The sequence below is a fragment of the Pseudonocardia yuanmonensis genome (genome assembly GCF_039542425.1).
Lineage (GTDB): Bacteria > Actinomycetota > Actinomycetes > Mycobacteriales > Pseudonocardiaceae > Pseudonocardia > Pseudonocardia yuanmonensis.
Window position 1 is genome coordinate 176015 of sequence record NZ_BAABIC010000008.1, and the last position, 25551, is coordinate 201565.

Consider the following 25551-nt stretch of genomic DNA (forward strand, 5'->3'; position numbering starts at 1 on the left):
ACCGGGACCGCGCCGAAGTGCCCTCCGCGCTGGTCACGATAGAGGCACGCCGCCGGGACCGGGGGCGGTGGCTACGGTCGCGGCGTGGAGTTCGAGACGGTGGAGGTCGAGGGCGCGCCGGACCGGGCGTGGGTCGACGAGGCGGTGCGCCGGGTGGAGGCGGACGCGAACCGCTCCGCGGACACCCATCTGCACGTGCTGCCCCTGCCGACGGCCTGGGGCGTCGACGTCTACCTCAAGGACGAGTCGGTGCACCCGACCGGCAGCCTCAAGCACCGGCTGGCCCGGTCGCTGTTCCTGTACGCGCTGGTGAGCGGGCGGATCGGACCGCACACCACGGTCGTCGAGGCCAGCTCGGGCTCCACGGCGGTGTCCGAGGCGTACTTCGCCCGGCTGATCGGGGTGCCGTTCGTGGCCGTCATGCCACGCTCCACGAGCCCGGAGAAGATCGCGCTGATCGAGCGGCAGGGTGGCCGCTGCCACTTCGTGGAGCACGGGGTGCAGGTGTACGCCGAGGCCGAGCGGCTCGCCGCGGAGTGCGGCGGACACTACCTCGACCAGTTCACGCACGCGGAGCGGGCCACGGACTGGCGGGGGAACAACAACATCGCCGAGTCGATCGTCGCCCAGCTCGCGCAGGAGCGGTACCCGGTCCCGGAGTGGATCGTGGTGGGCGCCGGCACCGGCGGGACGTCGGCGACGATCGGCCGCTACCTGCGCTACCGCCGACTGCCGACCCGGCTCGCCGTCGTCGACCCCGAGAACTCGGCCTTCCTCCCCGGCTGGGCCGGCGGCGCACCGGACTACGCCACCGGCAGGCCCGGCCGCATCGAGGGCATCGGCCGGCCGCGGATGGAGCCCAGCTTCGTGCCCGGGGTGATCGACCTGATGCTCCCGGTGCCCGACGCGGCCAGCATCGCCGCCGTGCGCCACCTGCACGAGCGCACCGGGCGCTTCGCCGGCGGGAGCACCGGGACGAACCTGTGGGGCGTGTACATCCTGGTCGCGCGGATGCTCGCCGAGGGCAGGCGCGGGAGCCTGGTCACCCTGATCTGCGACGGCGGCGAGCGCTACCGCCACAGCTACTACGACGACGACTGGGTCGCCGCCCAGGGCCTCGACCTCGCCCCGTACACCGAGCGGATCGAGCGGTTCCTGGAGACCGGCGTCCTCTGAGAACGCGGGAGGCCCCGCCGGATCGCGACGGGGCCTCCCTGGGGGTCTCACGCGGGCTCAGCGGGAGCGGTACTCCTTGAGCAGGCCGCGGGAGATGATCGTCTTCTGGATCTCGGAGGTGCCCTCGCCGATCAGCAGGAAGGGCGCCTCGCGCATCAGCCGCTCGATCTCGTACTCCTTCGAGTACCCGTAGCCGCCGTGGATCCGGAAGGCCTCCTGGGTGACCTCGGCGCAGTACTCGCTGGCGAGCAGCTTCGCCATGCCGGCCTCGACGTCGTTGCGCTCGCCGCGGTCCTTGAGCCGGGCGGCGTTGACCATCATCAGGTGCGCGGCCTCGACCTTGGTGCCCATCTCGGCGAGCTTGAACGCGATGGCCTGGTGCTCGGCGATCGGCTTGCCGAAGGTGCTGCGCTGCTGCGCGTACTCCACGGCCAGCTCGAAGGCCCGGATCGAGATGCCGCAGGCGCGGGCGGCGACGTTGACCCGCCCGACCTCGACGCCGTCCATCATCTGCGAGAAGCCCTTGCCGGGCTCGCCGCCGAGGATCTGCGCGCCCGGGATCCGGAAGCCGGAGAACACGGCCTCGGTCGTGTCGACGCCCTTGTACCCCATCTTGTCGATCTTGCCGGGGATAGTGAGCCCGGGCGCGACCTCGCCGAAGCCCGACGGCTTCTCCACCAGGAACGTGGTGAGGTTCTGGTAGGGCTTCGGCTGCCCGAGGTCCGTCTTCACCAGCAGCGCGACGAGGTTCGACGAGCCGCCGTTGGTCAGCCACATCTTGGCGCCGTCGATGACGTAGTCGTCCCCGTCCTGCTTCGCACGGGTCTTGATCGCCGCCACGTCCGAGCCGAGGTCCGGCTCGGACATCGAGAAGGCGCCCCGGGTCTCCCCCAGCGCCATCTTCGGCAGGTACTTCTGCTTCTGCTCCTCGGTGCCGTGGTGCATCAGCATGTACGCCACGATGAAGTGAGTGTTGATCACGCCGGAGACGCTCATCCACCCGCGGGCGATCTGCTCGACGACGAGGGCGTAGGTCAGCAGGGACTCGCCCAGGCCGCCGTACTCCTCGGGGATGGTGAGGCCGAACAGCCCCATCTCCTTCATCCCGTCGACGATGTCCTGCGGGTAGGCGTCCGCGTGCTCGAGGGCGGTGGCGTGCGGGATGATCTCCTTGTCCACGAACGTGCGGACGGTGGAGACGATCTCCTCCTGCACGTCCGTGAGACCGGCGGTCTGGGCCAGGCGGGCCATGGTTCCTCCTCGCTGAAGTCGTGCGCTACCGGGCCCTCACGCCTCCGGCGGGGTCCACTTGTCCGTGCGCTGCATACCCGCGGCGCGGCCCTTGCCCGAGACCACCAGGGCCATCTTGCGGGAGGCCTCGTCGATCATCTCGTCGCCGAGCATCGCGGCGCCGCGCTTGCCGCCGGCCTCGGAGGTGAACCACTCGTAGGCGTCGAGGATGTTCTCGGCGTGGTCGTAGTCCTCCTGCGAGGGGCTGAAGACCTCGTTGGCCGCGTCGATCTGGCCGGGGTGCAGCACCCACTTGCCGTCGAAGCCCAGGGCGGCGGAACGGCCGGCGACGCGCGTGAAGCCGTCGACGTCCTTGATCTGCAGGTAGGGACCGTCGATGGCCTGCTTGTCGTGCGCGCGGGCCGCCATCAGGATGGACATGAGGATGTGGTGGTAGGCGTCGCCCACGTCGTAGCCGGGCGGCTGCTCTCCGACGACCAGGGACTTCATGTTGATCGACGCCATGAAGTCGGCCGGGCCGAAGATGATCGTCTCGACGCGCGGGCTCGCGGTGGCGATCTCGTTGACGTTCGTGAGGCCCAGCGCGTTCTCGATCTGCGCCTCGATGCCGATCTTCCCGACCTCGTAGCCCATGGTCTTCTCGATCTGCGTCATCAACAGGTCGAGCGCGACGACCTGCTGCGGCGTCTGCACCTTCGGCAGCATGATCGCGTCGAGGTTGGCCCCGGCGCCCTCGACCACCTCGACGACGTCCCGGTAGGTCCACTCGGTGGTCCAGTCGTTGACCCGGACCACGCGGGCCTTCTCGCCCCAGCCGCCCTCGTTCAGCGCCGCGACGATCGTCTTGCGGGCGCCCGGCTTGGCCAGTGGGGCACAGGCGTCCTCGAGGTCCAGGAAGACCTGGTCGGAGCCCAGCGTCCGCGCCTTGTCGATGAACTTCTGGCTCGAGCCCGGCACCGCCAGGCAGGACCGGCGGGGGCGGAGCGGGCGGGTGCTCTCGGACGTCACTGTCGTACTCCTCGTCGCTGATCGGGGCCGCTAGGGATGCTGGCACGTCCCGGGGCCGAGCGCGCCGTCAGGTGATTGGTTTCTCACCCACGGGAGGTCGACGGCGGTTACCCGCTGGTACCGCCCCCTCCGATCGGACGGTCGGGGTGGGCGGGGCCTCAGGGCAGGGCGGTGAGCTCGCCCCGCGACACCGGGACCACCCCGCCGCGCACCGTGGTGGCCACCGCCCGCCCGTCCTCGGCACGCACCTCGACGTCCAGGGTCGAGGGCCGGCCGATCTCGGCGCCCTGCGCGATCGTGAACGCGGACGACCCCTCGGGGGCCAGCAGCCCGCGGTCGGTGAGGAACACCCCGAGCGCGACGGCGGCGGAGCCGGTCGCGGGGTCCTCGTCCACCCCGACCCCGGCGCCGAACATGCGCAGGTGCACCTGCCGGGCGTCGCCGGACACGCTCGCGACGACGAGCCCGGTCAGGCCCTCGGTCTGCGCGCGCACCCCCTCCGCGTCCGGCGTCGCGCGAGCCACCGCGTCCGGTCGCACGAGCAGGATCGCGAACGGCACGCCCGCCGCGGCGACGCCCGGGGCGGCCGCCCCGTCGACGTCGTCCGGGGTCAGCCCGGCCGCGGCGGCGAGCAGGGCGGCGTCGAGGTCGTCGCCCACCTCCGGTCGCCCGCCCGCGACCCGGGCGCCGTCCGCGTCGACCGACACCGGGAGCAGCCCGGCCCCGCACTCCTGCACGACGTCGCCGTGCCGGATCGCACCGTCGCGCGCGAGGGCCCAGGCGGCACCGACGCTCGGGTGCCCGGCGAAGGGCAGCTCGACGGCCGGGGTGAAGATCCGGACCCGGTAGTCCGCCTCCGACGTGGTCGGGGGCAGCGTGAACACCGTCTCGGAGAGGTGGAACTCGGCGGCGATCGCCTGCATCGCCTCGCCGGAGGGCTCGTGCTGCTCACAGCGGACCACGGCGAGCGGGTTGCCCGCGTAGGGGCGGTCGGTGAACACGTCCACGACGTCGAAGCGGAGGCTCGGCACGAGCCGAGAGTAGGGCCGCCGGCGGGACCCCGGCCCGTCGGAGGCGACGACACCCGCGCGGCCCGTGCCCGGCGACCGGCGCTTCCGGTCCGGACCCCGCCTCACCTGGGGTGACGGCCTACCCTGTGCCCATGGGCGCGGCGCGGATCTTCGTGGCACGGATGGCGGGCCTCGCCGTGTTCGGGCCGGACGGGGAACGGATCGGCAAGATGCGGGACGTCGTGGCCACCCTGCGGCTCGACGCCACCCCGCCGCGGGTCCTCGGCCTCGTCGTGGAGCTGGGCAGCCGGCGGCGCATCTTCGTGCCGATGCTGCGGGTGGCGGACATCGACCCGGCCGCGGTCACCCTGGCCAGCGGTTCGGTCAGCCTCTCCGGCTTCCACCAGCGCCCCAACGAGACGCTCGTGCTCGGGCAGATGCTCGACGCGCCGGTCGCGGTCCGCGAGTCCGGTGAGCCCGCCGTGGTGGTCGACGCCGCGATCGAGCCGACCCGCAGCCGGGACTGGGTGGTGAGCCGGCTCGCCCTCCGCACGGGACCGCGGCGGCTGGGTCGCCGCAGCCCCGTGCAGGTCCTGCCGTGGAGCGCGGTCCAGGGGCTCACCCTGTCCGACCGGCAGGGCACCGAGGGCCTCCTCGCCGTCTTCGACTCGATGCGCCCGGCCGACGTCGCCGCGGCGCTGTCCGAGCTGCCCCGCAAGCGCCAGCGCGAGGTCGTCGACTCGCTCGACGACGAGCGGCTGGCCGACGTGTTCGAGGAGCTGTCGGAGAACGACCAGCGCGTGCTGTTCGCGCACCTGGACTCCGAGCGGGCGGCGGACGTCCTCGAGGCCATGTCCCCGGACGACGCCGCGGACCTCCTCGGCGAGCTCGACGACGAGGAGGCGGGCCGGCTGCTCGCGCTGATGGAGCCCGAGGAGTCCGAGCCCGTCCGGCGGCTGATGACGTACGAGACGCGCACCGCCGGCGGACTCATGACGCCGGAGCCGATCGTGCTGCGGCCCGACGCGACCGTCGCCGAGGCGCTCGCGCACGTGCGCAACCCGGACGTACCGCCGGCGCTGGCCAGCATGGTCTTCGTCTGCCGGCCGCCGAGCGCCACACCCACCGGGCGCTACCTGGGCTGCGTACACAGCCAGCGGCTGCTGCGCGAGGCGCCCTTCGAGCTGGTCGCGGGGCTGGTCGACAGCGAGCTCGCCCGGCTGGAGCCCGACGCCCCGATCGAGGAGATCACCCGCTACTTCGCCACGTACAACCTGGTGGCGGGCCCGGTCGTCGACCCGGAGGACCATCTGCTGGGCGCGGTCACCGTCGACGACCTGCTCGACCACCTGCTCCCGGAGGGCTGGCGGGACCAGCCCTCCCTCGGACACGTCGAGCCCGGGGCCGGCGCGCTCGCACGCAACGGGACGGGACCCGCCGGGTCCGGACGGACGGGAGCCGCCGATGCCTGAGCTGCAGACCGGCCGCCGCCTCGACCAGCCGCTGCTCGGTCGGCGGAGGCTCGAGTTCGACCCGGACGGGTTCGCCAGCGCCGCCGAGCGCATCGCGCGGTACCTCGGCACGGGCCGCTACCTGGGCATCCAGACCGTGATCGTGCTCGTGTGGATCGGGCTGAACCTGGTCAGCTGGCGGCTGCAGTGGGACCCGTACCCGTTCATCCTGCTCAACCTGGCCTTCTCGACGCAGGCGGCGTACGCCGCACCGCTGATCCTGCTCGCGCAGAACCGGCAGGACGACCGGGACCGGATCGCCCTGGAGGAGGACCGCCGCCGCGCCGAGCGCACCAAGGCGGACACCGAGTACCTCGCCCGCGAGCTCGCGGCGCTGCGGCTCGCGGTCGGCGAGGTCGCCACCCGGGACTACCTGCGCGGCGAGCTGGAGCGGCTGACCCAGAACCTCGAGGCCACTGTCGACGCCGCGGTGCGCGGCGCCGAGCCGGAGAAGCGGACCGAGAAGCGCCCCGAGAAACGGGACGCCAAGCCGGCCCGCCGCCGCTGATCAGGTCACGACGAGCCGGGAGCAGATCCGCTCGAGCGCGGCCAGGTCGTCCGCGTCGAGCCGGCGGGCGAAGTGGCTGGTCACCCCGCGCAGGTGGGTGCGCGAGGCGGTCCGCAGCCGGTCGAGGCCCGCCGCGGTGAGCCCGGCGGTGACCCCCCGCCCGTCGGACTCCACCCGCGCCCGGCGCACGAGCCCGGCCCGCTCGAGCCGGTCGACGAGCCGCGTGACCCCGGACCGGGAGAGCAGCACGGCGTCGGCCAGCTCCGTCATCCGGAGTCTTCGCCCGGGTGCCTCCGCGAGCTGCACCAGCACGTCGTAGGCCGCCAGCGAGAGCTCCTGCTCCGCGACGAGTTCGGTCTCCAGCGCCCGGGTGATCGTGGCGTGCGCCCTGAGGAACGCCCGCCACGCCGCCATCTCCTCCGGCCTGGGCACGACGTGCGCCGACCGGTCCTTCCCCCCGTGCGCGGACCGCGTGGTCTGCAGGCCGGTGGTCCCGGCCCGCCCTTCGGCGATGTCCGTCACGTCCGTAGATGCTACGGACGCGAGAGCGCGGACGGGACCGCACGTAGCATGGGAAGGGACAGGCCGTGGACCCTCTCGCGGCACTCGTCGACGAGGAAGGTTCAGCGGAGACCCAGATGTCCCTCATGGGAAACACCAGCACCGAGACCGTCGAGCAGGCGATCCGCGCCGCGCTGAGCAAGGTCGAGGACCCCGAGATCCGCAAACCGATCACCGAGATCGGCATGGTCAAGGGCGTCACGGTGTCCCCCGACGGCGTCGCGCAGGTGGGCGTCTACCTCACGGTCGCCGGCTGCCCGATGCGGGAGACCATCGACCGCCGCGTGACCGAGGCGGTGTCCGCGGTGCCCGGGGTGAGCGAGGTCCGCGTCGAGCTGGACGTGATGAGCGACGAGCAGCGGACCGCCCTGCGCCGCCAGCTGCGCGGCGACTCCGACGAGCCCGAGATCCCCTTCGCCCAGCCCGGCTCGCTGACCCGCGTGTACTGCGTGGCCTCCGGCAAGGGCGGCGTCGGCAAGTCCTCGGTCACCGTCAACCTGGCCGCGGCGATGGCCGCGAAGGGCCTGCACGTCGGCGTGGTCGACGCGGACATCTACGGGCACTCGGTCCCGCGGATGCTGGGTGCGGCGGACCGGCCGACCAAGGTCGAGAACATGATCATGCCGCCGCAGGCGCACGGCGTGAAGGTCATCTCGATCGGCATGTTCGTCGCCGACAACACCCCCGTCGTGTGGCGCGGCCCGATGCTGCACCGCGCGCTGCAGCAGTTCCTGGCGGACGTGTTCTGGGGCGACCTGGACGTCCTGCTGCTGGACCTGCCCCCGGGCACCGGCGACATCGCGATCTCCACCGCGCAGCTCATCCCGAACGCCGAGCTGCTGGTGGTCACCACCCCGCAGCAGGCCGCGGCCGAGGTGGCCGAGCGCGCGGGCTCGATCGCGCTGCAGACCCGCCAGCGGATCGCCGGCGTCGTCGAGAACATGTCGTGGCTGGAGATGCCCGACGGCTCGCGGATGGAGGTCTTCGGGTCCGGCGGCGGCCAGACCGTCGTCGACCGGCTGACCCAGGCCCTCGGCGCGCAGGTCCCGCTGCTCGGCCAGGTGCCGCTCGAGCCGGGGGTGCGCGAGTGCGGCGACTCCGGCACCCCGATCGTCCTGCGCAGCCCGGACACGGCGGCGGCGCAGGTCCTCAACGGGATCGCCGAGAAGCTCACGGTCCGCTCGCGGGGCCTGGCCGGCATGAGCCTGGGCCTCTCCCCCGTCCGGCGCTGACCCACCGGCGAACGGCGCTCTCGCTCATATCTTGTGAGCGAGAGCGCCGTTCGCGTGTTCGAGGTCCTCGCCGCGTCAGGCCGCGCTGGTGAGGGCCTTGCTCCAGAGCGCCAGGCCCTCGTCGACCTGCTCGGCGGTGGTGATCAGCGGCGGGATGAACCGCACGACGTTGCCGAAGGGGCCGCAGGTCAGCAGCAGCAGGCCCTGCTCGGCCGCGGCCGCGTGCGCCTTGCCGGCGGTGGCGGCGTCCGGCGAGCCGTCGGGCGCGGTGAACTCGACGGCGACCATCAGGCCGAGGCCGCGGACGTCGCCGACCTGCTTGACGTCCGCGGTGGCGGCGCGCAGCCCGTCGAGCAGCCGGCGGCCCTGGACCGCGGCGTTCTCGACCAGGCCCTCCTCCTGCACCACGTCGAGCGTGGCGAGCGCGGCGGCGCAGGCCACGGCGTTGCCGCCGTAGGTGCCACCCTGCGAACCCGGGCGCGCCTTGCTCATCAGCTCGCGCGGGGCCGCGATGCCGGACAGCGGGAAGCCGCTGGCCAGGCCCTTGGCGGTGATCAGGATGTCCGGGGTGAGGTCCTCGGCGTGCTGGTGACCCCAGAACTTCCCGGTGCGGCCGTAGCCGGTCTGCACCTCGTCCGCGATCAGCAGGATGCCGTGCCGGTCGGCGCGCTCGCGCAGCCCGCGCAGGAAGGCCGGCGGGGTGGGCACGTAGCCGCCCTCGCCGAGCACCGGCTCGATGAGGAACGCGGCGACGTCCGCCGCCGGGGCCGTGCTGACCAGCTGCCGGTCGAGCTCGGCCAGCGCGAACTCGACGGCCTGCTCCTCGCTCCAGCCGTAGCGGTAGGCGTAGGGGAACGGCGCGAACACCGTGCCGCCCATCATCGGCCCGATCCCGGAGCGGATCTTGGCGCCGGAGGTGGTGAGCGCGGCCGCGCCCATCGTGCGGCCGTGGAAGCCGCCGTCGAAGGCCAGGATCAGCGGGCGGCCGGTGGCGTGCCGGGCGAGCCGGACCGACGCCTCCACGGCCTCGGAGCCGGAGTTGAGGAAGAAGACGCTGTCCAGCGCCGGCGGCAGCACGTCCCCGAGCCGCTCGGCCAGCTTCAGCAGCGGCTGGTGCATCACGGTGGTGTACTGGCCGTGGATCAGCGTGGCGACCTGCTCCTGCGCCGCCGCGACGACCTTCGGGTGGCAGTGCCCCGTCGAGGTGACGCCGATCCCGGCCGTGAAGTCCAGGTAGCGGCGCCCCTCGGTGTCGTAGAGGTAGACCCCCTCGCCGCGCGCTGCCTGGACGGGCGTGGCCTGGGTGAGGACCGGGGACAGCTGTGCCATGGAACTCCGCTCCACGAGTCGATGATTGTCGGGTTGTCGACAATCTCAGGGAACCATGCCGGACCGTACCCCGGCAAGGGGCGCTACGCCGACAGCAGCCCGACGAGCGTGACCAGCACCGGCACGCTGACGATCGTCGTGGTCAGCGCGGCGTCGCGGCCCAGCCGCACGCCCTCGTCGAACCGCACCGCGTAGCCGAAGACGTTCTGCGCGGTGGGCAGCGCGGCGCACACCACGACGGCGGTCAGCGCCGGGCCCGACAGCCCGAGCAGCGGCCCGCCGATCAGGAGCGCGAGCAGCGGGTGGACCAGGTTCTTCAGCAGCATCACGCACCACAGCGAGGGCCCGACGTCCCCGGTCCCCGGACGCGCGGCCCCGCGAAGCGAGATCCCGAAGGCCAGCAGCATCCCGGGCACCGCGAGATCGGCGATGAGCTGCAGCGGCGCCATCACCGGCCCGGGCGGGAGCCAGCCGGTGCCGGAGGCCACGAGCCCGGCGGCGGTCGCCATCGCGATCGGGTTGCGCAGGGGCGCGGTCAGGGTGCGGACCCAGGAGGTGCGTTCACCCGAGACCACGTCGAGCACCGTCGTGTAGAGCGGGGTGAGCACGGCGAGCTGGAACAGCAGGACCGGCGCGACGGCGGCGGCGTCGCCCAGGGCGTAGGTGGCGATCGGCAGGCCGAGGTTGCCGGCGTTGACGTAGCCGCTGGCCATGGACCCGATCGCGGTCTCCCCCGCCGGACGCCGGCGCGCCAGCCCGACCGGCAGGTACAGCGCGCAGGCGAGCGTGCTGGTGATCGCGGTGACGACCAGCGCCGAGGAGAACACCGCCCCGACGTCCGCCCGCGCGAGCGTCACGAACAGCAGCGCCGGCGAGGCGACGAAGAACGCGGTGCGGGAGAGCACCTGGGTGGCGGACGGGCCCAGCACCCCGGCCCGGCCGATCCCGTAGCCGACGGCGATGACCACGCCGATGACGAGGAAGCCTTCGAGGATGCCCGTCACGAGGGCGCGAGGAAGCCGGTCACGTGGCCCGACCCTACGACCCCGGCGTGCTGAGCGGCAGGTCTTCCGCCGCAGGTCACACGCGGTCGTGAGGGGCAACTGCTCCTCCGGGGGCAGTCGCCGCTCACGGGGTCAGGCGGGCAGGGCCGGGGGCGGTGCGACGTCGACGATGCGCGAGACGGCGTCGGCCATGTGGGCCTCGAGAACCCGGGTCATCAGGTCGGCGTCGCCGGCCGCGAGGGCGTCCCGCAGCGTGCGGTGCTCGGCGAGCAGGTCCTCCGGCGGCGGGGCGGTCTGCTGCAGCGCGGCCAGGCACATCCGCGTCTCCACCAACAGCGTCCGGGCCATCCGGTGCAGTCGCGGGCTGCCCGACGCCGCCACGAGCTCGGCGTGGAAGTCGTGGTCGGCGTCGGCCAGCGCGACCGCGTCGCCCGCGGCCGCCGCGGCCTCCATCGCCGCGATCGCCGCGGTGAGCCGCGCGACTGCGGGGCCCCGGTCGGGCTCGGCGAGCAGGAGCAGCGCGGCGGCCCGCTCGACCGCCGTGCGGGCGGTGTAGACGTCCCGGACGTCCGCGGCGTCGAGGTCGCGGACGAAGAGCCCGCGGTGCCGCTCGCTGCGCAGCAGCCCCTCGGCCACGAGCCGCTGCATGGCCTCGCGCAGCGGCCCCCGGCTCACCCCGAGCCTCGCAGCCAGGTCGACCTCGCCCAGCTGGGTGCCGGGCGGGAACGTGCCGCGCATGATCGCCGCACGGATGCGGTCGGCCACGATCGCCGCCGTCGACCGGCGGTCGATGGGCTCCAGGTCGCCCATCCGGATCTCGGGACCACCGGACGCTGCCCCTGCCGCTCGACCCGCCATGGCCTCAGCCCGCCTCCGGGCCGGCCGCGAAGAGCGCACCCAGGCCGCCGCGCGCCCGGTCGGCACCGGCGAGCCGCAGCCCCTGCCACACGCTGACCTGGTTCGCGGTCAGCACGGGCTTGCCCACCCGCTCGTCGAGCCGGTCGAGCACGTCGATCGTGTGCAGCGCGGTGTCGGGCATGAGGATCGCCTGTGCCTCCGCGGCCGCCGGGTCGCCGGCGACGCCCGCGGCGAGGTCCAGCACGACGTCGTCGGTCAGGGTCCCGACCTCGGCGGCGGTGATGATCCCGCGCGAGGTGAGGGTGAGGACCCGGATGCCGGCCTTGCCGAGGAACTCGCCGAACCGCTCGGCCACGTCGCCCGGGTAGGTGGCGCCGACCGCCACCGTGTCGATCCCGAGCCGACGGCAGGCGTCGACGAACGCGAACGACGTGCTCGACGCCGGCACCTGCGCCACGTCCTGCAGGGCCTTGACCTGCGCCGCGGCCCCGTCCCAGCCGAACACGAAGGAGCCGGAGGTGCAGGCCCAGACGATCGAGTCCAGCGGCCCGGCCTGCGCGGCCACGGCCTTGGCGCCGTCCGCGAGGATGTCCTCGGACCCGATGTCGAGCAGCGCGTCCACCCGGTGGGCGTCCTCCCGCATCAGGGTGTGCACGAGTGGGAGCCGGCTGCCGTCGCCGAGCCGCTGCTCGGCGCGCGGGTAGTCGTCCTCGGCGGAGTACCCCGGGTACAGGATCCCGACGGTCGGGGGCACGGCGGCGGTGGGTGTCACGGGCGTTCCTCGCGGGTCGGGCCGGGCAGGTTGTCGACAATCGTACAAGCCCGACCCGGACTGGTCACGCCACCGAGCGGTGCAGCGGGATCTCGAGCAGCCGCCCGCCGCCGACGGCCTGCCGGCCGATCGCGCGCAGCGAGGACCACATCGTGACCTGGTTCGCCGTGAGCACCGGCTTGCCGAGGGCCTGCTCGAGGGGCTCGATGATGTCGTAGGTGGGCAGGTTGGTGCAGCTGATGAACAGCGCGTCGGCCTCCGGCCGGTCGACCGCCTTGACGATCGACACGACCTGCTCGTAGCCGACCCGCCAGATGTTGCCGAGCAGCCCGAGCCCCTCGCTCGCGACGGTGGCGACGCCGCTGTCCGCGAGGTAGCCGACCAGCCGGTCCGTCACCGCCGCGATGTACGGCGTGGCGATGGCCAGGTTCTGCACCCCGAGCAGGTGCAGCGCGTCGACCAGGGCGCCGCTCGTCGTCGTCGCCTCGGGGGCGCCGGCCTCGAGCATCGTGCGGCGGAGCACGAACTCCCCCGTCACACCGCTGACGAAGCTGCCCGAGGTGCACGCGAACGCGACCACTCCGGGCCGCGGGGTCAGCACGTCCCGGGTCGCCCGGCGCACCGCCCGCCGGTCGCCGACCGCCACGGCCATCTCGACCGTGACCGGCGTGGTGAAGAACGGCAGCCGGGTCAGGTACAGCGAGACGTCGTCCGGCGCCCAGCGCCACAGCTCGCGGTCCAGGGCGAAGTCGAACGGAGCGACGACGCCGACGCCGGGTGCGTCGTCCGAGGACTCGTCGTCCCCGGAGCCCGAACCGTGTGCGATTTCCGGGTCGACGAGACCGACGGAGAGTTCAGCGGGCATCGTGCCACTCCACTCGAACGCCCCGAGCAGAGGTGCTCTACTCGGAGGAACCCTCGGGCAGCCGCTCGTACACGAGCCGCTCCCCCACGCTGCCGGAACGCCACACGTCGTGGCACGCCTCCGCCATCGCCGGCAGATTCTCCACGATCGTGGCGTAGACGTTGCCGGGCACCCACCCCACGTCGCCGTTGAGCAGCAGGTTGTTCCGGCCGTAGAAGATGGCCAGGTCGATCCCACCTTCGGCCTGGTCGATGTCCTGGTCCTCCTTGAAGGAGGCGTCGAGCATGCCGCCGTGGAAGTCGAAGTAGCAGACGTCGCCCGGGATCGGGGTCACCGTCGGGTTCTCCTGGCCGATGGTCGGGCCGAACCGCGGGACGATCGAGTAGACCTCGTTGCGGGCGTACTTCGCGTGCTGCGCCGGGCCGCCCAGCGGGCCGTCCGCCAGCGCCTCCCACACCGCCGCCGTGGTCCGCGGGGCCTCCTTCTCGAGCAGCTCGGCGACGCAGGACACGCCGCGGCGCTCGAGGCTGATCCGGATGAACTTGGGCAACGCACACACCTCATACGGCGTCGGGGGCAGATCACAGCTCCACGGCGAGACGCGGATTGTTGACAATCATACGAGCGCTTCCTAGCGTGTCAATCGCCTCCCCCGCTTCCGGAAGGATCTTCGGCGTGCCCGTTCCCGCAGGTCAGCCCGTCATCGCCGTGCTGACCGGAGACGACCCACCGACCGGCCTCGAGCGCGCGGAGGGCGCCGAGGTCCGTCTCGCCGGCCCGTCCGATCTGGCCGGGGCGCTCTCAGGGGCCGACGTCCTGCTCGTCTGGGACTTCCTCTCGCCCGCCGTCCCGGCGGCCTGGCGGGCGGCGGAGACCGACGCCGTCCGCTGGGTGCACACGGCGAGCGCGGGCGTGGACAAGGTCACGTTCCCGGAGATCCTCGAGCACCCGGCGCAGATCACGAACGCCCGAGGGGTCTTCGACCGGCCGATCGCCGAGTACGTCACCGGCGTGGTGCTCGCCTTCGCCAAGGACCTGCCGACCACGCTGCGGCTGCAGGCGCGCCGGGAGTGGCGGCACCGCGAGACGTCCACGGTCCGCGGCCGCACCGCCGTCGTGGTCGGGAGCGGGCCGATCGGGCGCGCGATCGAGGACATGCTCGGCGCCGTCGGGCTGCGCACCGAGCTGGTCGGCCGCCGCGCCGCGGCGGGGGTGCACCCCTTCGACGCGCTGCACGGCCTCCTGCCCACCGCGGACGTCCTCGTGCTCGCCGCCCCGCTCACCGACGCCACGCGCGGCCTGCTCGACAAGGCCGCGCTGGACCTGCTGCCGGACACCGCCCGGGTGGTCAACGTCGGTCGCGGCGGCCTCGTCGTCGAGCCGGACCTGGTGGCGGCGCTGCAGGGCGGCCGGATCGCCGGCGCCGCGCTCGACGTGTTCGAGACCGAGCCGCTGCCCGCGGACTCGCCGCTGTGGGACATGGAGAACGTGATCGTCTCCCCGCACATGTCCGGCGACGTCGTGGGCTGGCGGGGCATGCTGATGGACCAGTTCCTGGACAACCTCGACCGCTACCGGGCGGGCGAACCGCTGCACAACGTCGTCGACAAGCGCCTCGGATACGTGAAGGGCACCGCATGACCACCGCCGACCTCTCCGCCACCGAGCTCCTCGCCGGGTACGAGAAGGGCGAGATCTCGCCGGTCCAGGCCACCCGGGACGCGCTGGACCGGATCGAGGAGCACAACGCGAAGGTCAACGCGTACACGCTGGTCGACGCGGACTCGGCGCTCACCTCGGCCCGCGAGTCGGCGGAGCGGTGGAAGGCCGGGAAGCCCGTCGGCCCGCTGGACGGCGTCCCGACCTCGATCAAGGACATCCTGCTCACGAAGGGCTGGCCGACCACCCGCGGCTCGTGGGTGGCCGAGGCGCCCGAGCCGTACGACGTCGACGGCCCGCCGGTCGCGCGGGTCCGCGAGGCCGGGGCCGTGCTCCTCGGCAAGGTGACCACGCCGGAGTACGCGTGGAAGGGCGTCACGGACTCGCCGCGGTGGGGCGTGACCACCAACCCGTGGGACGCCACGAAGACCGCGGGCGGCTCGTCCGGGGGCTCGTCCGCGGCCGTCGGGCTGGGGATGGGCGCGCTGTCGCTCGGCACGGACGCGGGCGGGTCGGTCCGGATCCCCGCGGCGTTCACGGGCACGGTCGCGCACAAGTCGACCTACGGCCGCGTCGCACACCACCCCGGCAGCCCCTTCGGCACCCTCGCGCACGTCGGGCCCATGACCCGGACGGCGCTGGACGCCGCGCTGCTGCTGGACGTGATCGCCGGGTTCGACGCCCGCGACCCCTGGCTGCTCGACGCGCCGCCACGCGCCTTCGCGGAGCAGGCCACCGAGGGCGTCGCGGGCCTGCGGATCGCGATCAGCCCGACCCTGGGGTACGTCGACGTGCACCCGGACGTGCGGTCCGCCTTCGAGACGGCCGCCGAGGTGTTCGCGCGGCTCGGCGCGACCGTGGAGCGCGCGGACCCCGGGTTCGCCGACTGCGTGGAGCCCTTCCACGTGCTGTGGTTCGCGGGCGCGGCGAAGTGCCTGGAGCCGTACTCCGCCGAGCAGCGGGCGCGGATGGACCAGGCGCTCGTGGAGATCGCCGAGCTCGGGGCGACGTACTCGGCCACGGACTTCCTCGGCGCCATGGCGGTCCGTAACGACATGGGCTCCTTGATGGGCGGCTTCCACCGCGAGTACGACCTGCTGCTCACCCCGACGTTGCCGATCCCGGCGTTCGAGGGCGGCCTCGAGACCCCGTCCGGGTCCGGCAGGTGGACGAGCTGGACCCCGTTCACCTACCCGTTCAACATGACCCAGCAGCCCGCCGCGAGCGTGCCCTGCGGGTTCACGTCCGACGGGCTCCCGGTGGGCCTGCAGATCGTCGGCCCGCGGCACGCGGACGGCCGGGTGCTGGCCGCCGCCCACGCCTTCGAGCAGGCCACCGAGCACCACAAGGCGCGCCCCACCCTGCTGAGGTGACGCAGTACGGAATCACAATGCTCGATCTCAGATTTGTCCTGAGCATCATGGTTCCCTCATGCGGGCAGGAGCCCGACATCGCGCATCACGGCGCATGACGCGATATCCCGGCTGAATTCGCGCGTCGCGGTTCCCTGACGTGTCTCAGGTGGCGTCGGGGTCGATCGGGGGGCGCTCGTCCGGGGCGAGGCGCTCGACCCGCCTGGCCGCCGGTGGGGCCGCGGGCGCGGTCTCGCTCGTGCCGGCGCTCCCGTTCGCGCCGTTCGCGCCATTGCTGCCGGTCGACCGCAGGGCGTTCATGCCCAGCGGGTCCGGGTCGTCCTCGAACAGGGTGCGGCGCACGGCGGTGCGGGGGTTGAAGTTGCGCAGCCCGCGCAGGTCCTCGATCGGCTTGCGGAGCTCGTCGAACTCCGGGCCCAGCTCGTCCCGCAGCTTGGTCTGCGCGCCGGTGGCGTACTCGCGCACCTGGCGGATGGTCTTGCCCAGCCACGCCGCCGCGGACGGCAGCCGCTCCGGGCCGAGGATGAACAGCCCGGCCACGACGAGGACGAGGATCTCTCCCCAGCCGACGCTGTCGAACACGAGCTCAGCCTACGCGGTGTCAGTCCGAGGCCAGCGTGGCGTTGACCGTCAACGGCCGCCCGTCCCGCACCAGCTGGATCGGGACGACGTCGCCCGGGTTCCTCTCGCGCACCGCCACGATCAGCTCGTCGGCGCCCGCGATGTCCCGGTCGCCGACCTTGACGATCACGTCGCCCTCGAGGATCCCGGCGCCCGCGGCCGCCCCGCCGGCCACGACGTTCTGCACCTGCGCGCCGTCCGCCTGCCCGTCCGTGACCGACCGGACGTTGACGCCCAGGTCGGCGTGGGTGACCAGGCCGGTGCGGATGAGCTCCTCGGCGATGGTGCGCGCGGTCTCGATCGGGATGGCGAAGCCGAGGCCGATCGAGCCGCCCTCGGACTGCGACGACCCGCCCAGGCTGCGGATCGCCGTGTTGATCCCGACGACGGCGCCGGTCGAGTCCACGAGCGCGCCGCCGGAGTTGCCGGGGTTGATCGCGGCGTCCGTCTGCACGGCGTCGATCACGGCGACGTCGTTGCCCTCGCCGTCGAGCCGGACCGGGCGGTCGAGCGCGCTGACGATGCCGGTGGTGACGGTCCCGGCCAGCCCGAGCGGGGAGCCGATCGCGATCACCGCGTCGCCGACGGCGAGCGCGCCCGACGACCCGAACTGCGCCACCGTCGGGTTGATGACCTGCACTTTCACCACGGCGAGGTCCGTCTTCGGGTCCCGGCCCACGATCGCGGCCGGTGCCCGGCTGCCGTCGCTGAAGACGGCCTGGATGGTCGAGCCCTGCGCGTCCGCCGCCGGGGCGACGACGTGGTTGTTGGTGAGGATGTAACCGGCCGGGTCGATGACGACGCCGGAGCCGGTGCCGCCCTGCTGGCCGACCTTGATGTCGAGCGAGACGACGGCGGGCAGCACCCGGGCGGCGATGTCCGCGACCGAGCCGGGCGGCCGCTCCTTGCCCTCGGTGGTCGTGCTGAGCGTGGCGCCGGGTTCGGTGAGCGAGTTCGCGCCCTCCGCGGTGTACCGGCCGACCAGCCCGCCGAGCGCGCCGATGACCAGCGCGAGCACGCCGAGGATCGCGAGCGCCCTCGGCTCGACGCGGCGGCCGAACAGGACCTCCCGCACGCTCAGCCGCGGCCCCGGTCCGCGGTCGGGCGCGGGCTCCGCCTCGCCGGAGGGCGGCGGACCGAGCTCGACCGGGCTCTCCGGGCGGCGCCAGGGGTCCTCGCGACCGTCGACGCCGCCCGGGTCGCCGGTGGGCCAGAACGCGTCGTCGTCCGCGGGGCGCTCGGCACGCTCGACGGGCGGTCGCTGCAGCCTGGGCGCGTCGGCCGTGGGGCGCCCGAAGGCGCTGGCGAGCGCGGCGGTCGGGGCCGGGGCGAGCGTGGAGCGGACGTGCCCGTTGGTGGCGCCCCGGTCGGCGAACGCCCCCTCGACGCCACGGGGGCGGCCGAAGACCTCGGCGGAGGCCGGGTCGACGGCGGGCCGGTCCAGGCCCCGCGACTGCAGCCGGGGCGGGGACTCGCGCGGCGGCTCGACGGCCTCGGGCACGGCGGCCTCGGGCTCGGCGGAACCCGGCCCGGGAACGCTCGGCCCGGGAACGCTCGGCCCGGGAACGCTCGGCCCGGGGACGCTCGGCCCGGCGGAACCCGGCCCGGCGGAGTCGGGCCGGCTCGGGCTCCCGCCGTCCGTCCCGCGCTCGTCGGCGGGGTCCTGCGCGTCGCTCATGGTGCCGACCAGCCTGCCCGACGGGTGGTGAAGTCCGCGTAGCCGGGCGGGTCCACGCCGCCGACCGGATCAGCGCTCGGCGCGCGACTCGCTGCGGGGCTCGCTCGGGACCGTCGGCGCGGTCGTCGGCGCGGACGTCGGCGCCGGGGTGGCCGTCGGGTCGGTGCCGTTGCGGACCGCCGCGGGCTGGAAGGTCGCGCCCGTGTCGAGCCGGGCCGCACCCTCCTGGCCACCGCCCAGCACGCTGCCGCCGAGCACGCCGCGCTCCGGCTGGGCGGGGGCACCGGGCGCCACCGCGGCCGAGGGCAGCACGCCGAAGGCGAGTGCGCCGAGCGCGAGGCCCGAGGCGGCCGCCGCACCCGCGCGCAGCCGCCGGCCGCGCGACGGCGCCGGCAGGTGCCCGCCCGCGAGCCCGGCGGGACCGGCGAGGCGGCCGGTGAGATCAGGGGTGCGCCGGACCGAGGTGACGGGCGAGGCGGCCGGCGGCGCCGTCGACGCGGCCGGCGCGTCGGGCATCCGCTCCGGACGCAGCACGGAGACCAGCTGGCCGTCGGCGGTCATGGCGAGCCCCGGCGGCGGGGGCGGCAGCTCGGCCTCCTGCGGGATGGCCCGCAGCATCGAGAGCAGGGAGGAGGGCACGTGCGGCTCGTCGGCCGCGCGCAGGGCCGACCGCACCTGGCGCTGGGCGACCACCTCGGCGGCGCACTCCCCGCAGGAGGCGACGTGGGCGGCGGCCCGGTCGTGCGCGGCGGCGGAGAGCTCGTCGTCGACGAAGGCCACCACCGCGTCCTGCGACAGGTGGTCGACACCCCAGTGCGGGGCGCTCCGTCCGAACCTCCGACGCGCGTCGGCCATGAACCCCTACCTTCCCCCGGCCGCCACCAGCTCGCGACCCTCCGTGTTCCCCGGCGCGCCCTCGAGCGCACGCCGGCGCTCGATCGCCTGACGCAGCGCCGCCCGGCCGCGGTGGATCCTGCTCCTCACGGTACCCAGCTTCACCCCGAGGGTGGCGCCGATCTCCTCGTACGAGAGGCCCTCCACGTCGCACAGCACGACCGCGGCGCGGAACTCCGGCGCCAGCTCGTCGAGCGCGGCCTGCAGCGTCGGGTCCAGGTGCGTGGCGGAGAACACGTCCTCCGGCTCGGGACCGCCGCCGGGGAGGCGGTCGGTGTCCTCGGGCAGGCCCTCCATGCGCAGCCGGGCGCGGCGACGGACCATGTCGAGGAACAGGTTCGTGGTGATGCGGTGCAGCCAGCCCTCGAACGTGCCGGGCCGGTAGTTCGCGAGGGAGCGGAAGACCCGGATGAAGGTCTCCTGCGTGAGGTCCTCGGCGTCGTGCGGGTTGCCCGTGAGCCGGTAGGCGAGCCGGTAGACCCGGTCCGCGTGCTCCCGGACGACCTCGTCCCAGCTCGGAGGGGTCCAGTCGGCCCCCTCGCCGGGCACCGACGACCCGAGCGACGGCTCGGCGTCGAAACCCGCGGTGGCCGGTCGGTCGGTCATGATGGGGAGCGCACCTCCTGCGGCGGGTCGTGCCGTTCGGACAACGGCGGGCCGGCGGGGATGGTTCCCGGCCCCGGCGCGGGACCGACGACCCCGGTCCCACGACGACCACCGTGCCGGATGCCCGTGACAGGAGCGTGATAACCGTCTGAGAAGAACCTGTGAACCTCCGCGAGGGTGATCACCTGCGGTTCCCACGCGGTGGCGGGCCGTTCGCCCAGTATGTTCAACGCCCATGACCGCCACTGCGGCCGACGTGGACGGCTACCTGGCCGAGGACGAGGTGCTCGCGGACGCGCGCGCCCGCGGCCGGGCCGCCGGGGCCGCCCCGGTCAGCGCGGGCACCGGCGCCGCGCTCGCCCTCCTCGCCGCGACCACGGCGGCGCGGGCCGTCGTCGAGATCGGCACCGGGTGCGGGGTCTCCGGGCTCTGGCTGCTCCGCGGGATGGCCGCGGACGGCACGCTGACCTCGATCGACGTCGATCCCGAGCTGCAGCGGGCGGCCCGCCGCTCCTTCCTCGACGCCGGCCACGGGCCCGGGCGGCTGCGGCTCATCAACGGGCTGGCGCTCGAGGTCCTGCCCCGGCTCACGGACGGCGGCTACGACCTCGTGCTGGTCGACGTCGCGCGCAGCGGCGGCGGCGCCCGGATCGCGGCCGGCGCGGCGGACTACCCGGACTACCTCGCCGAGGCGATCCGGCTGCTCCGACCAGGGGGCATCCTCGTGCTCGACGGGGTGCTGGTCGGCGGGGGCCGGGAGGTCACCGCCGGTACCGGGACGAACGGCGACTCGACCGGGGGGACCGCGCCGGACGGACCTGCCCTCGACGCGGGGGCCGTCGACGCGGGCGCGCCCGACGGGACGGCTGGTCCCGCCGCGGACGGGGACCCCGCGCACCGTGCCGCCGCGGGCCTGCGTGAGGCGGCCCGGCTCGTGCGCGAGGACGAGCGGCTCGTCCCGGCGCTGCTCCCGCTCGGCGACGGCCTGCTGGTGGCGACCCGCCGCTAGACGCCCCCTCGCGCTGTCAGAGGGCGGTGACGCCCTTGCCCAGCACGACCACGCCGCCGGGGCTGACGGTGTACCGCGCCCGGTCGAGGGCCAGGTCGACGCCGATCAGCGCGCCGTCCGGCACCACGACGTTCTTGTCCAGGATCGCCCGGCGCACCACCGCGCCGCGGCCGATCCGCACGCCCGGCATGATCACCGAGTCGGAGACCTCCGCCCCGGTCTGCACGTTCACCCCGGGGCTGATCGTGGACCGGCGCACGATCGCGCCCGAGACGATCGAGCCCGCGCCGACGATGGAGTCCTGCGCGATCCCGCCCTCCACGAACTTCGCCGGCGGCAGCGGCGGCGTGGCGGTGCGGATCGGCCAGCGCATGTTGTAGAGGTTGAACACCGGGTGGATGCTCACCAGGTCGGTGTGCGAGTCGTAGTAGGCGTCGATCGTCCCGACGTCCCGCCAGTAGCCCGCGTCCCGGTCGGTGGCCCCGGGCACGACGTTGTCGGCGAAGTCGTAGACGTGCGCGTCCCCGTCCTTGACCATCCGCGGGATGATGTCGCCGCCCATGTCGTGGTCGGAGTCGCCGTCCTCCGCGTCGGCGCGCAGGGCGTCGATCAGGGCGTCCGTGGTGAACACGTAGTTGCCCATCGAGGCGAAGGTGACCTCGGGGTCGTCCGGCACGTGCGGCGGGTCCGACGGCTTCTCCAGGAAGCCCACGATCTTGCCGCTCTCGTCCGAGTCGATGCAGCCGAAGGCCTTGGCCTCGACGCGCGGCACCCGGATCCCGGCGACGGTGACGCCCGCGCCGGTGGCGATGTGCTGGGCGATCATCTGGCTCGGGTCCATGCGGTACACGTGGTCGGCGCCGAAGACCGCGATGTAGTCCGGCCGCTCGTCGTAGACCAGGTTGAGGCTCTGGAAGATCGCGTCGGCGCTACCGGTGTACCAGCGCCGGCCGAGCCGCTGCTGCGCCGGGACCGTGGTGATGTACTGCCCCAGCACGCTGGAGAGCCGCCAGGTGGTGGAGATGTGCCGGTCCAGCGAGTGCGACTTGTACTGGGTGAGTACGCAGATCTGGTGGATCCCGGCGTTGACCAGGTTCGACAGCACGAAGTCGATCAGCCGGTAGTTGCCACCGAACGGCACGGCGGGCTTCGCCCGGTCCGCCGTGAGCGGCCAGAGCCGCTTGCCCTCACCTCCCGCCAGGACGATGCCCAGGACGTTGGCGGGCATGCCGCCCGGAGCCAGCATCCGCGAGGAGGTCGTCACCGCTGTCCCCCGTCCCTCGTCGCACCGCGGCCCCCGTGCCGGGACCACCGTCGACGGCTCTGCCGGCCGCCCTGTCGGCGCCGGGGCGTCTCGAACCTGAACCCTAGTGCGCCAGGGGTGTACCCGGCCATACGGAGTGGACTCCTCCGTCCTGCCTGAAACGCCTCCGTCGTGTGTGAGGGCGGATCTACCGATAGCGTGTGGCCGCGTGCGGATCGGTCTGCTCACCCGCGAGTACCCCCCGGACGTCTACGGCGGGGCGGGGGTGCACGTCGCCCATCTCGTGCCGGCGCTGCGCGCGCTGGTCGCGGTCGACGTCCACTGTTTCGGCGCCCCGGACGGGCCGCCGCGCGAGGGGGTCCGCGCCTACCCGACGCCCGGTGGGCTGGCCGGCGCGAACGCCGCGCTGCAGACGCTGGGCACGGACCTGACGATGGTCGCCGGCATCGAGGGCGCGGACATCGCGCACTCGCACACCTGGTACGCCAACATGGCCGGGCACCTGTCCAAGCTCCTCCACGGCATCCCGCACGTGGTCACGGCGCACTCGCTGGAGCCGCGGCGGCCGTGGAAGGCCGAGCAGCTCGGCGGCGGGTACGCCCTGTCGTCCTGGGTCGAGAAGACCGCCTACGAGGCCGCCGACGCCGTCATCGCGGTCAGCGAGGGCATGCGCAGGGACGTCCTGGAGTGCTACCCGACGCTCGACCCCTCCCGGGTCCACGTGGTGCACAACGGGATCGACACCGACTTCTACCGGCCCGACCCCGGCCGGGAGGCACTCGTCGCCAACGGGGTCGACCCGGACCGGCCGAGCGTGGTGTTCGTCGGGCGGATCACCCGGCAGAAGGGCCTCGCGCACCTCATCGCCGCCGCGCACGAGGTCGCCGAGGAGGCGCAGATCGTGCTCTGCGCGGGCGCGCCGGACACCCCGGAGATCGCCGAGGAGACGGAGAAGGCGGTCGGCGAGCTCGCCGCCGCCCGGCCGGGCGTGATCTGGGTGCGGCGGATGCTGGGGACCGAGGAGGTCCGGCAGCTGCTGTCGGCGGCGACGGTCTTCGTGTGCCCGTCGGTGTACGAGCCGCTCGGGATCGTGAACCTCGAGGCGATGGCGTGCGGGACCGCCGTCGTGGCCTCGGACGTCGGCGGCATCCCCGAGGTCGTGGCGGACGGTGACACGGGGCTGCTCGTGCACTACGACGAGAACGAGGTCCCGGCCTTCCGCAGCGGACTGGCCGCCGCGGTCGACGAGCTGGTCCGGGACCCCGAGCGGGCTGCGGCGATGGGCCGGGCCGGGCGTGAGCGGGCGGTGCGGGAGTTCGCCTGGTCCACCGCCGCCGAGCGCACCGTGGCCATCTACCGGGACCTGTAACCCGCGAGTCGGCAGTTCCGGGAGCGCGAGTCGGGCTCTGAGCTTCCGCGAGTCGGGCTCTGAGCTTCCGCGAGTCGGGCTCTGAGCTTCCGCGAGTCGGGCTCTGAGCTTCCGCGAGTCGGCAGTTCCGGGCTCTCAGCGGGCGGAGCGCTGGCGGGCCCGGTGCGCGGCGACCGCGGAGCGGTTGGCGCAGGCCGGGGAGCAGTACCGGCGGGCGGCGTTGCGCGAGGTGTCCGCGAAGACCCGCTCGCACCCGTCCGCGGCGCAGCGGCCGTGCCGGTCGAGGCCGTACTCGGACAGCAGCATCGCGAGCGCGAAGGCCGTGGTGGACCGCACCCGGTCGAGGACGGCGGCGTCGGGCGGCGAGTAGTGCAGGTGCCAGCCCTGCCCGTCGTGCCGGGTCAGGTGCGGGCCGATCCGGACGTCCGTGAGCAGCGCGTTGACCGCGTCCGCGGCGGTGTCGAGGTCATCGGCGTCGAAGACGGTGCGCAGCCGGCCCGCCCACCCGCGCAGCGCCGGCTCGATCGACGCCGGCGCCCGCCCGGCGACGTACCCGTGCTCCACCAGCACGCGACGCAGCTGGTCCGGTGCGGCGGCCTCCTCCGCGGTGCCGCGCGCCGGCGCGGTCACGGTGTTCACGAGCGCCACGGCCGCGCCGAGTGCGTCACTTCGGTAACCGATGAAGTCCACTGGCCTATTACACCTGCTACCCTCGACACGTAAGCCGTCAACGTTCGATGCATATTACCGAATCGAGGGGACCCTCATGCGCTGTGCGCAGTGCGGACACACCGCCCGCGCCACCACGACACTGTCGACGCACCACACCTCGGAGGGGTGGGTGCGCTACAAGCGGTGCGCGTGCGGAGCGGTGTCGATCGAGATGCTGACGATCCCGGCCGAGCCGGAGCGCGTCTTCACCGGCGGACCGGGCACGGACGTGGGCGCCTCGGGGGTGCGCACACGCGACCTGCACGCGGTCCGGGCCTGACGAGACCCGGACCGCAGCCGGCCGACCCGGGTACGGGCGGCGGACCGCGTCGGGCCTCAGCCCGTCGCACCCCGCAGCGCCTCGCCGAGGTTCTCGGCCTCCTCGGGCGTCATCTCGACGACGAGGCGGCCGCCGCCCTCGAGCGGGACCCTCATCACGATGCCCCGGCCCTCCTTGGTCACTTCCAGGGGTCCGTCGCCGGTCCGGGGCTTCATCGCCGCCATGTCCTGCTCCCTCCGTCTGTCGTCTCGTGCAGGGCGCCGATGCGCTGGGGAGCGCGCACAGGCGGGATGGTGGCCCTCATTCTTCCCCATCGCCGATCTCGACACGCAACCGAGGCGATCAATCGGGTGGCGTTCACCCAGCGCAACCGGCCTGTCGCTGACCGCGCAGGACTAGTCCGGGGTGGACGCGGGACTCTCGGGAGCGCCCGGTCCGGCCGCCCGGAAACAGTCCGCGACGTGGTCGTCGACCAGGCCGGCCGCCTGCATGAGCGCGTAGCAGGTGGTGGGTCCGACGAACCGGAACCCGCGCCGCTTCAGCTCCTTCGCCATCGCCCGCGACTCGGGCGTGACGGCCGGGACCTCGGCCAACGTGGCCGGGCGGACGTGCTCGGCGGGCGCGAAGGACCACAACAGCTCGTCCAACGGGGTGTCCAGCGTGAGCACCGCGCGCGCGTTGGCCAGCGTGGCCTCGATCTTCGCGCGGTTGCGCACGATCCCCGCGTCGCCCAGCAGGCGCTCGACGTCGCCGTCCCCGAACGCGGCGACGGCGGCCGGGTCGAAGTCCGCGAACGCCTTCCGGAAGTGCGGCCGCTTGCGCAGGATGACCAGCCAGGACAGTCCGGACTGGAACGCCTCGAGGGTGAGCCGCTCGAACAACGCCCGCTCCCCGTGCAGCGGGAAACCCCACTCCTCGTCGTGGTAGGCGACGTAGTCCGGCGCGGAGGTCGCCCAGCCGCAGCGGGTGAGCCCGTCGGGAGCAGGGATCGTCACGGGCCGG

At 73.9% G+C, this 25551-nt stretch carries 27 protein-coding genes; 9 read left to right on the top strand and 18 right to left on the bottom strand.

Annotated features, from left to right (window positions below):
• Nucleotides 1-84: 84 nt before the first annotated feature.
• On the top strand, nt 85-1176 hold the full coding sequence (cds1, locus tag ABD990_RS14155) for an L-cysteine desulfhydrase Cds1 (RefSeq protein ID WP_345380927.1): 1092 nt from the start codon (nt 85-87) through the stop codon (nt 1174-1176).
• Nucleotides 1177-1233: 57 nt separating this feature from the next.
• Here cds1 and ABD990_RS14160 read toward each other — a convergent pair whose 3' ends face one another.
• The 3 genes from ABD990_RS14160 to ABD990_RS14170 all read right to left on the bottom strand — a co-directional run bounded on the left by ABD990_RS14160 (nt 1234) and on the right by ABD990_RS14170 (nt 4466).
• Entirely contained in the window at nt 1234-2427 is a 1194-nt protein-coding gene (locus ABD990_RS14160) for an acyl-CoA dehydrogenase family protein (RefSeq protein ID WP_345380928.1), read from the bottom strand.
• A gap of 36 nt (nt 2428-2463) precedes the next feature.
• The gene (locus ABD990_RS14165; RefSeq protein ID WP_345380929.1) at nt 2464-3435 is read right to left on the bottom strand and encodes an HpcH/HpaI aldolase/citrate lyase family protein; all 972 of its coding nucleotides are present in this window, start codon (nt 3433-3435) and stop codon (nt 2464-2466) included.
• 158 nt (nt 3436-3593) lie between these two features.
• On the bottom strand, nt 3594-4466 hold the full coding sequence (locus ABD990_RS14170) for a PhzF family phenazine biosynthesis protein (RefSeq protein WP_345380930.1): 873 nt from the start codon (nt 4464-4466) through the stop codon (nt 3594-3596).
• A gap of 131 nt (nt 4467-4597) precedes the next feature.
• Between ABD990_RS14170 and ABD990_RS14175 the strand changes: the two genes are divergently transcribed.
• Together ABD990_RS14175 and ABD990_RS14180 are read left to right on the top strand one after the other, a co-directional pair.
• On the top strand, nt 4598-5917 hold the full coding sequence (locus ABD990_RS14175) for a magnesium transporter MgtE N-terminal domain-containing protein (protein ID WP_345380931.1): 1320 nt from the start codon (nt 4598-4600) through the stop codon (nt 5915-5917).
• The gene (locus tag ABD990_RS14180) at nt 5910-6464 is read left to right on the top strand and encodes a DUF1003 domain-containing protein (protein ID WP_345380932.1); all 555 of its coding nucleotides are present in this window, start codon (nt 5910-5912) and stop codon (nt 6462-6464) included. Before ABD990_RS14175 ends, ABD990_RS14180 begins: the two co-directional genes overlap by 8 nt.
• Here ABD990_RS14180 and ABD990_RS14185 read toward each other — a convergent pair whose 3' ends face one another.
• Complete coding sequence (locus ABD990_RS14185; RefSeq protein WP_345381019.1) at nt 6465-6878, bottom strand: MarR family winged helix-turn-helix transcriptional regulator; 414 nt, start codon at nt 6876-6878, stop codon at nt 6465-6467.
• A gap of 233 nt (nt 6879-7111) precedes the next feature.
• On the opposite strand from ABD990_RS14185, the gene ABD990_RS14190 reads away from it, so the two are divergent.
• Nucleotides 7112-8257, top strand: a complete 1146-nt coding sequence (locus ABD990_RS14190) for an Mrp/NBP35 family ATP-binding protein (protein ID WP_345381021.1) — start codon at nt 7112-7114, stop codon at nt 8255-8257.
• Between the two features lie 75 nt (nt 8258-8332).
• Here the strand turns inward: ABD990_RS14190 and ABD990_RS14195 are convergent, their stop codons facing one another.
• The 6 genes from ABD990_RS14195 to ABD990_RS14220 all read right to left on the bottom strand — a co-directional run bounded on the left by ABD990_RS14195 (nt 8333) and on the right by ABD990_RS14220 (nt 13635).
• The gene (locus ABD990_RS14195) at nt 8333-9586 is read right to left on the bottom strand and encodes an aspartate aminotransferase family protein (protein ID WP_345380933.1); all 1254 of its coding nucleotides are present in this window, start codon (nt 9584-9586) and stop codon (nt 8333-8335) included.
• Between the two features lie 83 nt (nt 9587-9669).
• Complete coding sequence (locus ABD990_RS14200; RefSeq protein WP_345380934.1) at nt 9670-10590, bottom strand: AEC family transporter; 921 nt, start codon at nt 10588-10590, stop codon at nt 9670-9672.
• Between the two features lie 132 nt (nt 10591-10722).
• Nucleotides 10723-11400 carry a GntR family transcriptional regulator gene (locus tag ABD990_RS14205; RefSeq protein WP_345380935.1) on the bottom strand — a complete coding sequence of 226 codons (678 nt, stop codon included), beginning with the start codon at nt 11398-11400 and terminating at the stop codon, nt 10723-10725.
• Between the two features lie 52 nt (nt 11401-11452).
• Entirely contained in the window at nt 11453-12202 is a 750-nt protein-coding gene (locus ABD990_RS14210) for a maleate cis-trans isomerase family protein (RefSeq protein ID WP_486362906.1), read from the bottom strand.
• Nucleotides 12203-12284: 82 nt separating this feature from the next.
• On the bottom strand, nt 12285-13085 hold the full coding sequence (locus tag ABD990_RS14215) for a maleate cis-trans isomerase family protein (RefSeq protein WP_345380937.1): 801 nt from the start codon (nt 13083-13085) through the stop codon (nt 12285-12287).
• 37 nt (nt 13086-13122) lie between these two features.
• Entirely contained in the window at nt 13123-13635 is a 513-nt protein-coding gene (locus tag ABD990_RS14220; RefSeq protein WP_345380938.1) for a DUF3830 family protein, read from the bottom strand.
• Between the two features lie 125 nt (nt 13636-13760).
• On the opposite strand from ABD990_RS14220, the gene ABD990_RS14225 reads away from it, so the two are divergent.
• Nucleotides 13761-14726: a D-2-hydroxyacid dehydrogenase gene (locus tag ABD990_RS14225; RefSeq protein WP_345380939.1), complete on the top strand. Its 966-nt coding sequence runs from the start codon at nt 13761-13763 to the stop codon at nt 14724-14726.
• On the top strand, nt 14723-16117 hold the full coding sequence (locus ABD990_RS14230) for an amidase (protein ID WP_345380941.1): 1395 nt from the start codon (nt 14723-14725) through the stop codon (nt 16115-16117). Before ABD990_RS14225 ends, ABD990_RS14230 begins: the two co-directional genes overlap by 4 nt.
• Nucleotides 16118-16261: 144 nt before the next feature.
• Here ABD990_RS14230 and tatB read toward each other — a convergent pair whose 3' ends face one another.
• The 4 genes from tatB to sigE form a co-directional block, all read right to left on the bottom strand.
• A complete protein-coding gene (tatB, locus tag ABD990_RS14235) occupies nt 16262-16699 on the bottom strand; it encodes a Sec-independent protein translocase protein TatB (RefSeq protein WP_345380942.1) in 438 nt (145 codons plus the stop codon).
• A 19-nt stretch (nt 16700-16718) separates the two neighbouring features.
• On the bottom strand, nt 16719-18416 hold the full coding sequence (locus ABD990_RS14240; RefSeq protein WP_345380943.1) for a trypsin-like peptidase domain-containing protein: 1698 nt from the start codon (nt 18414-18416) through the stop codon (nt 16719-16721).
• Between the two features lie 69 nt (nt 18417-18485).
• Nucleotides 18486-19271 (bottom strand): zf-HC2 domain-containing protein, encoded by a 786-nt coding sequence (locus ABD990_RS14245; RefSeq protein ID WP_345380944.1) that lies wholly within the window; start codon nt 19269-19271, stop codon nt 18486-18488.
• A 6-nt stretch (nt 19272-19277) separates the two neighbouring features.
• Nucleotides 19278-19916 carry an RNA polymerase sigma factor SigE gene (gene sigE / locus ABD990_RS14250; RefSeq protein WP_345380945.1) on the bottom strand — a complete coding sequence of 213 codons (639 nt, stop codon included), beginning with the start codon at nt 19914-19916 and terminating at the stop codon, nt 19278-19280.
• A gap of 235 nt (nt 19917-20151) precedes the next feature.
• Between sigE and ABD990_RS14255 the strand changes: the two genes are divergently transcribed.
• A complete protein-coding gene (locus ABD990_RS14255) occupies nt 20152-20925 on the top strand; it encodes an O-methyltransferase (RefSeq protein ID WP_345380946.1) in 774 nt (257 codons plus the stop codon).
• Nucleotides 20926-20941: 16 nt separating this feature from the next.
• On the opposite strand, the gene glgC is transcribed toward ABD990_RS14255, so the two are convergent.
• The gene (glgC, locus tag ABD990_RS14260) at nt 20942-22171 is read right to left on the bottom strand and encodes a glucose-1-phosphate adenylyltransferase (RefSeq protein ID WP_425569601.1); all 1230 of its coding nucleotides are present in this window, start codon (nt 22169-22171) and stop codon (nt 20942-20944) included.
• A 226-nt stretch (nt 22172-22397) separates the two neighbouring features.
• On the opposite strand from glgC, the gene glgA reads away from it, so the two are divergent.
• Entirely contained in the window at nt 22398-23558 is a 1161-nt protein-coding gene (gene glgA / locus ABD990_RS14265) for a glycogen synthase (RefSeq protein ID WP_345380947.1), read from the top strand.
• A gap of 135 nt (nt 23559-23693) precedes the next feature.
• Here glgA and ABD990_RS14270 read toward each other — a convergent pair whose 3' ends face one another.
• A complete protein-coding gene (locus ABD990_RS14270) occupies nt 23694-24248 on the bottom strand; it encodes a CGNR zinc finger domain-containing protein (protein WP_345380949.1) in 555 nt (184 codons plus the stop codon).
• A 76-nt stretch (nt 24249-24324) separates the two neighbouring features.
• On the opposite strand from ABD990_RS14270, the gene ABD990_RS14275 reads away from it, so the two are divergent.
• On the top strand, nt 24325-24549 hold the full coding sequence (locus tag ABD990_RS14275; RefSeq protein WP_345380950.1) for a hypothetical protein: 225 nt from the start codon (nt 24325-24327) through the stop codon (nt 24547-24549).
• Nucleotides 24550-24605: 56 nt separating this feature from the next.
• Here the strand turns inward: ABD990_RS14275 and ABD990_RS14280 are convergent, their stop codons facing one another.
• Nucleotides 24606-24773 carry a DUF3117 domain-containing protein gene (locus tag ABD990_RS14280; RefSeq protein WP_081923922.1) on the bottom strand — a complete coding sequence of 56 codons (168 nt, stop codon included), beginning with the start codon at nt 24771-24773 and terminating at the stop codon, nt 24606-24608.
• Between the two features lie 171 nt (nt 24774-24944).
• A complete protein-coding gene (locus ABD990_RS14285) occupies nt 24945-25544 on the bottom strand; it encodes a DNA-3-methyladenine glycosylase I (protein ID WP_345380951.1) in 600 nt (199 codons plus the stop codon).
• Between the last annotated feature and the right edge of the window lie 7 nt (nt 25545-25551).

Coding starts and splice junctions, on each gene's coding strand:
- ABD990_RS14255 (WP_345380946.1), top strand. CDS start 20,152: ATGACCGCCACTGCGGCCGACGTGGACGGCTACCTGGCCGAGGACGAG.
- ABD990_RS14180 (WP_345380932.1), top strand. CDS start 5,910: ATGCCTGAGCTGCAGACCGGCCGCCGCCTCGACCAGCCGCTGCTCGGT.
- ABD990_RS14280 (WP_081923922.1), bottom strand. CDS start 24,773: ATGGCGGCGATGAAGCCCCGGACCGGCGACGGACCCCTGGAAGTGACC.
- ABD990_RS14175 (WP_345380931.1), top strand. CDS start 4,598: ATGGGCGCGGCGCGGATCTTCGTGGCACGGATGGCGGGCCTCGCCGTG.
- ABD990_RS14205 (WP_345380935.1), bottom strand. CDS start 11,400: ATGGGCGACCTGGAGCCCATCGACCGCCGGTCGACGGCGGCGATCGTG.
- ABD990_RS14240 (WP_345380943.1), bottom strand. CDS start 18,416: ATGAGCGACGCGCAGGACCCCGCCGACGAGCGCGGGACGGACGGCGGG.
- ABD990_RS14195 (WP_345380933.1), bottom strand. CDS start 9,586: ATGGCACAGCTGTCCCCGGTCCTCACCCAGGCCACGCCCGTCCAGGCA.
- ABD990_RS14185 (WP_345381019.1), bottom strand. CDS start 6,878: ATGGCGGCGTGGCGGGCGTTCCTCAGGGCGCACGCCACGATCACCCGG.
- ABD990_RS14160 (WP_345380928.1), bottom strand. CDS start 2,427: ATGGCCCGCCTGGCCCAGACCGCCGGTCTCACGGACGTGCAGGAGGAG.
- glgC (WP_425569601.1), bottom strand. CDS start 22,171: ATGCTGGCTCCGGGCGGCATGCCCGCCAACGTCCTGGGCATCGTCCTG.
- ABD990_RS14275 (WP_345380950.1), top strand. CDS start 24,325: ATGCGCTGTGCGCAGTGCGGACACACCGCCCGCGCCACCACGACACTG.
- sigE (WP_345380945.1), bottom strand. CDS start 19,916: ATGACCGACCGACCGGCCACCGCGGGTTTCGACGCCGAGCCGTCGCTC.
- ABD990_RS14230 (WP_345380941.1), top strand. CDS start 14,723: ATGACCACCGCCGACCTCTCCGCCACCGAGCTCCTCGCCGGGTACGAG.
- ABD990_RS14215 (WP_345380937.1), bottom strand. CDS start 13,085: ATGCCCGCTGAACTCTCCGTCGGTCTCGTCGACCCGGAAATCGCACAC.
- ABD990_RS14245 (WP_345380944.1), bottom strand. CDS start 19,271: ATGGCCGACGCGCGTCGGAGGTTCGGACGGAGCGCCCCGCACTGGGGT.
- ABD990_RS14190 (WP_345381021.1), top strand. CDS start 7,112: ATGGGAAACACCAGCACCGAGACCGTCGAGCAGGCGATCCGCGCCGCG.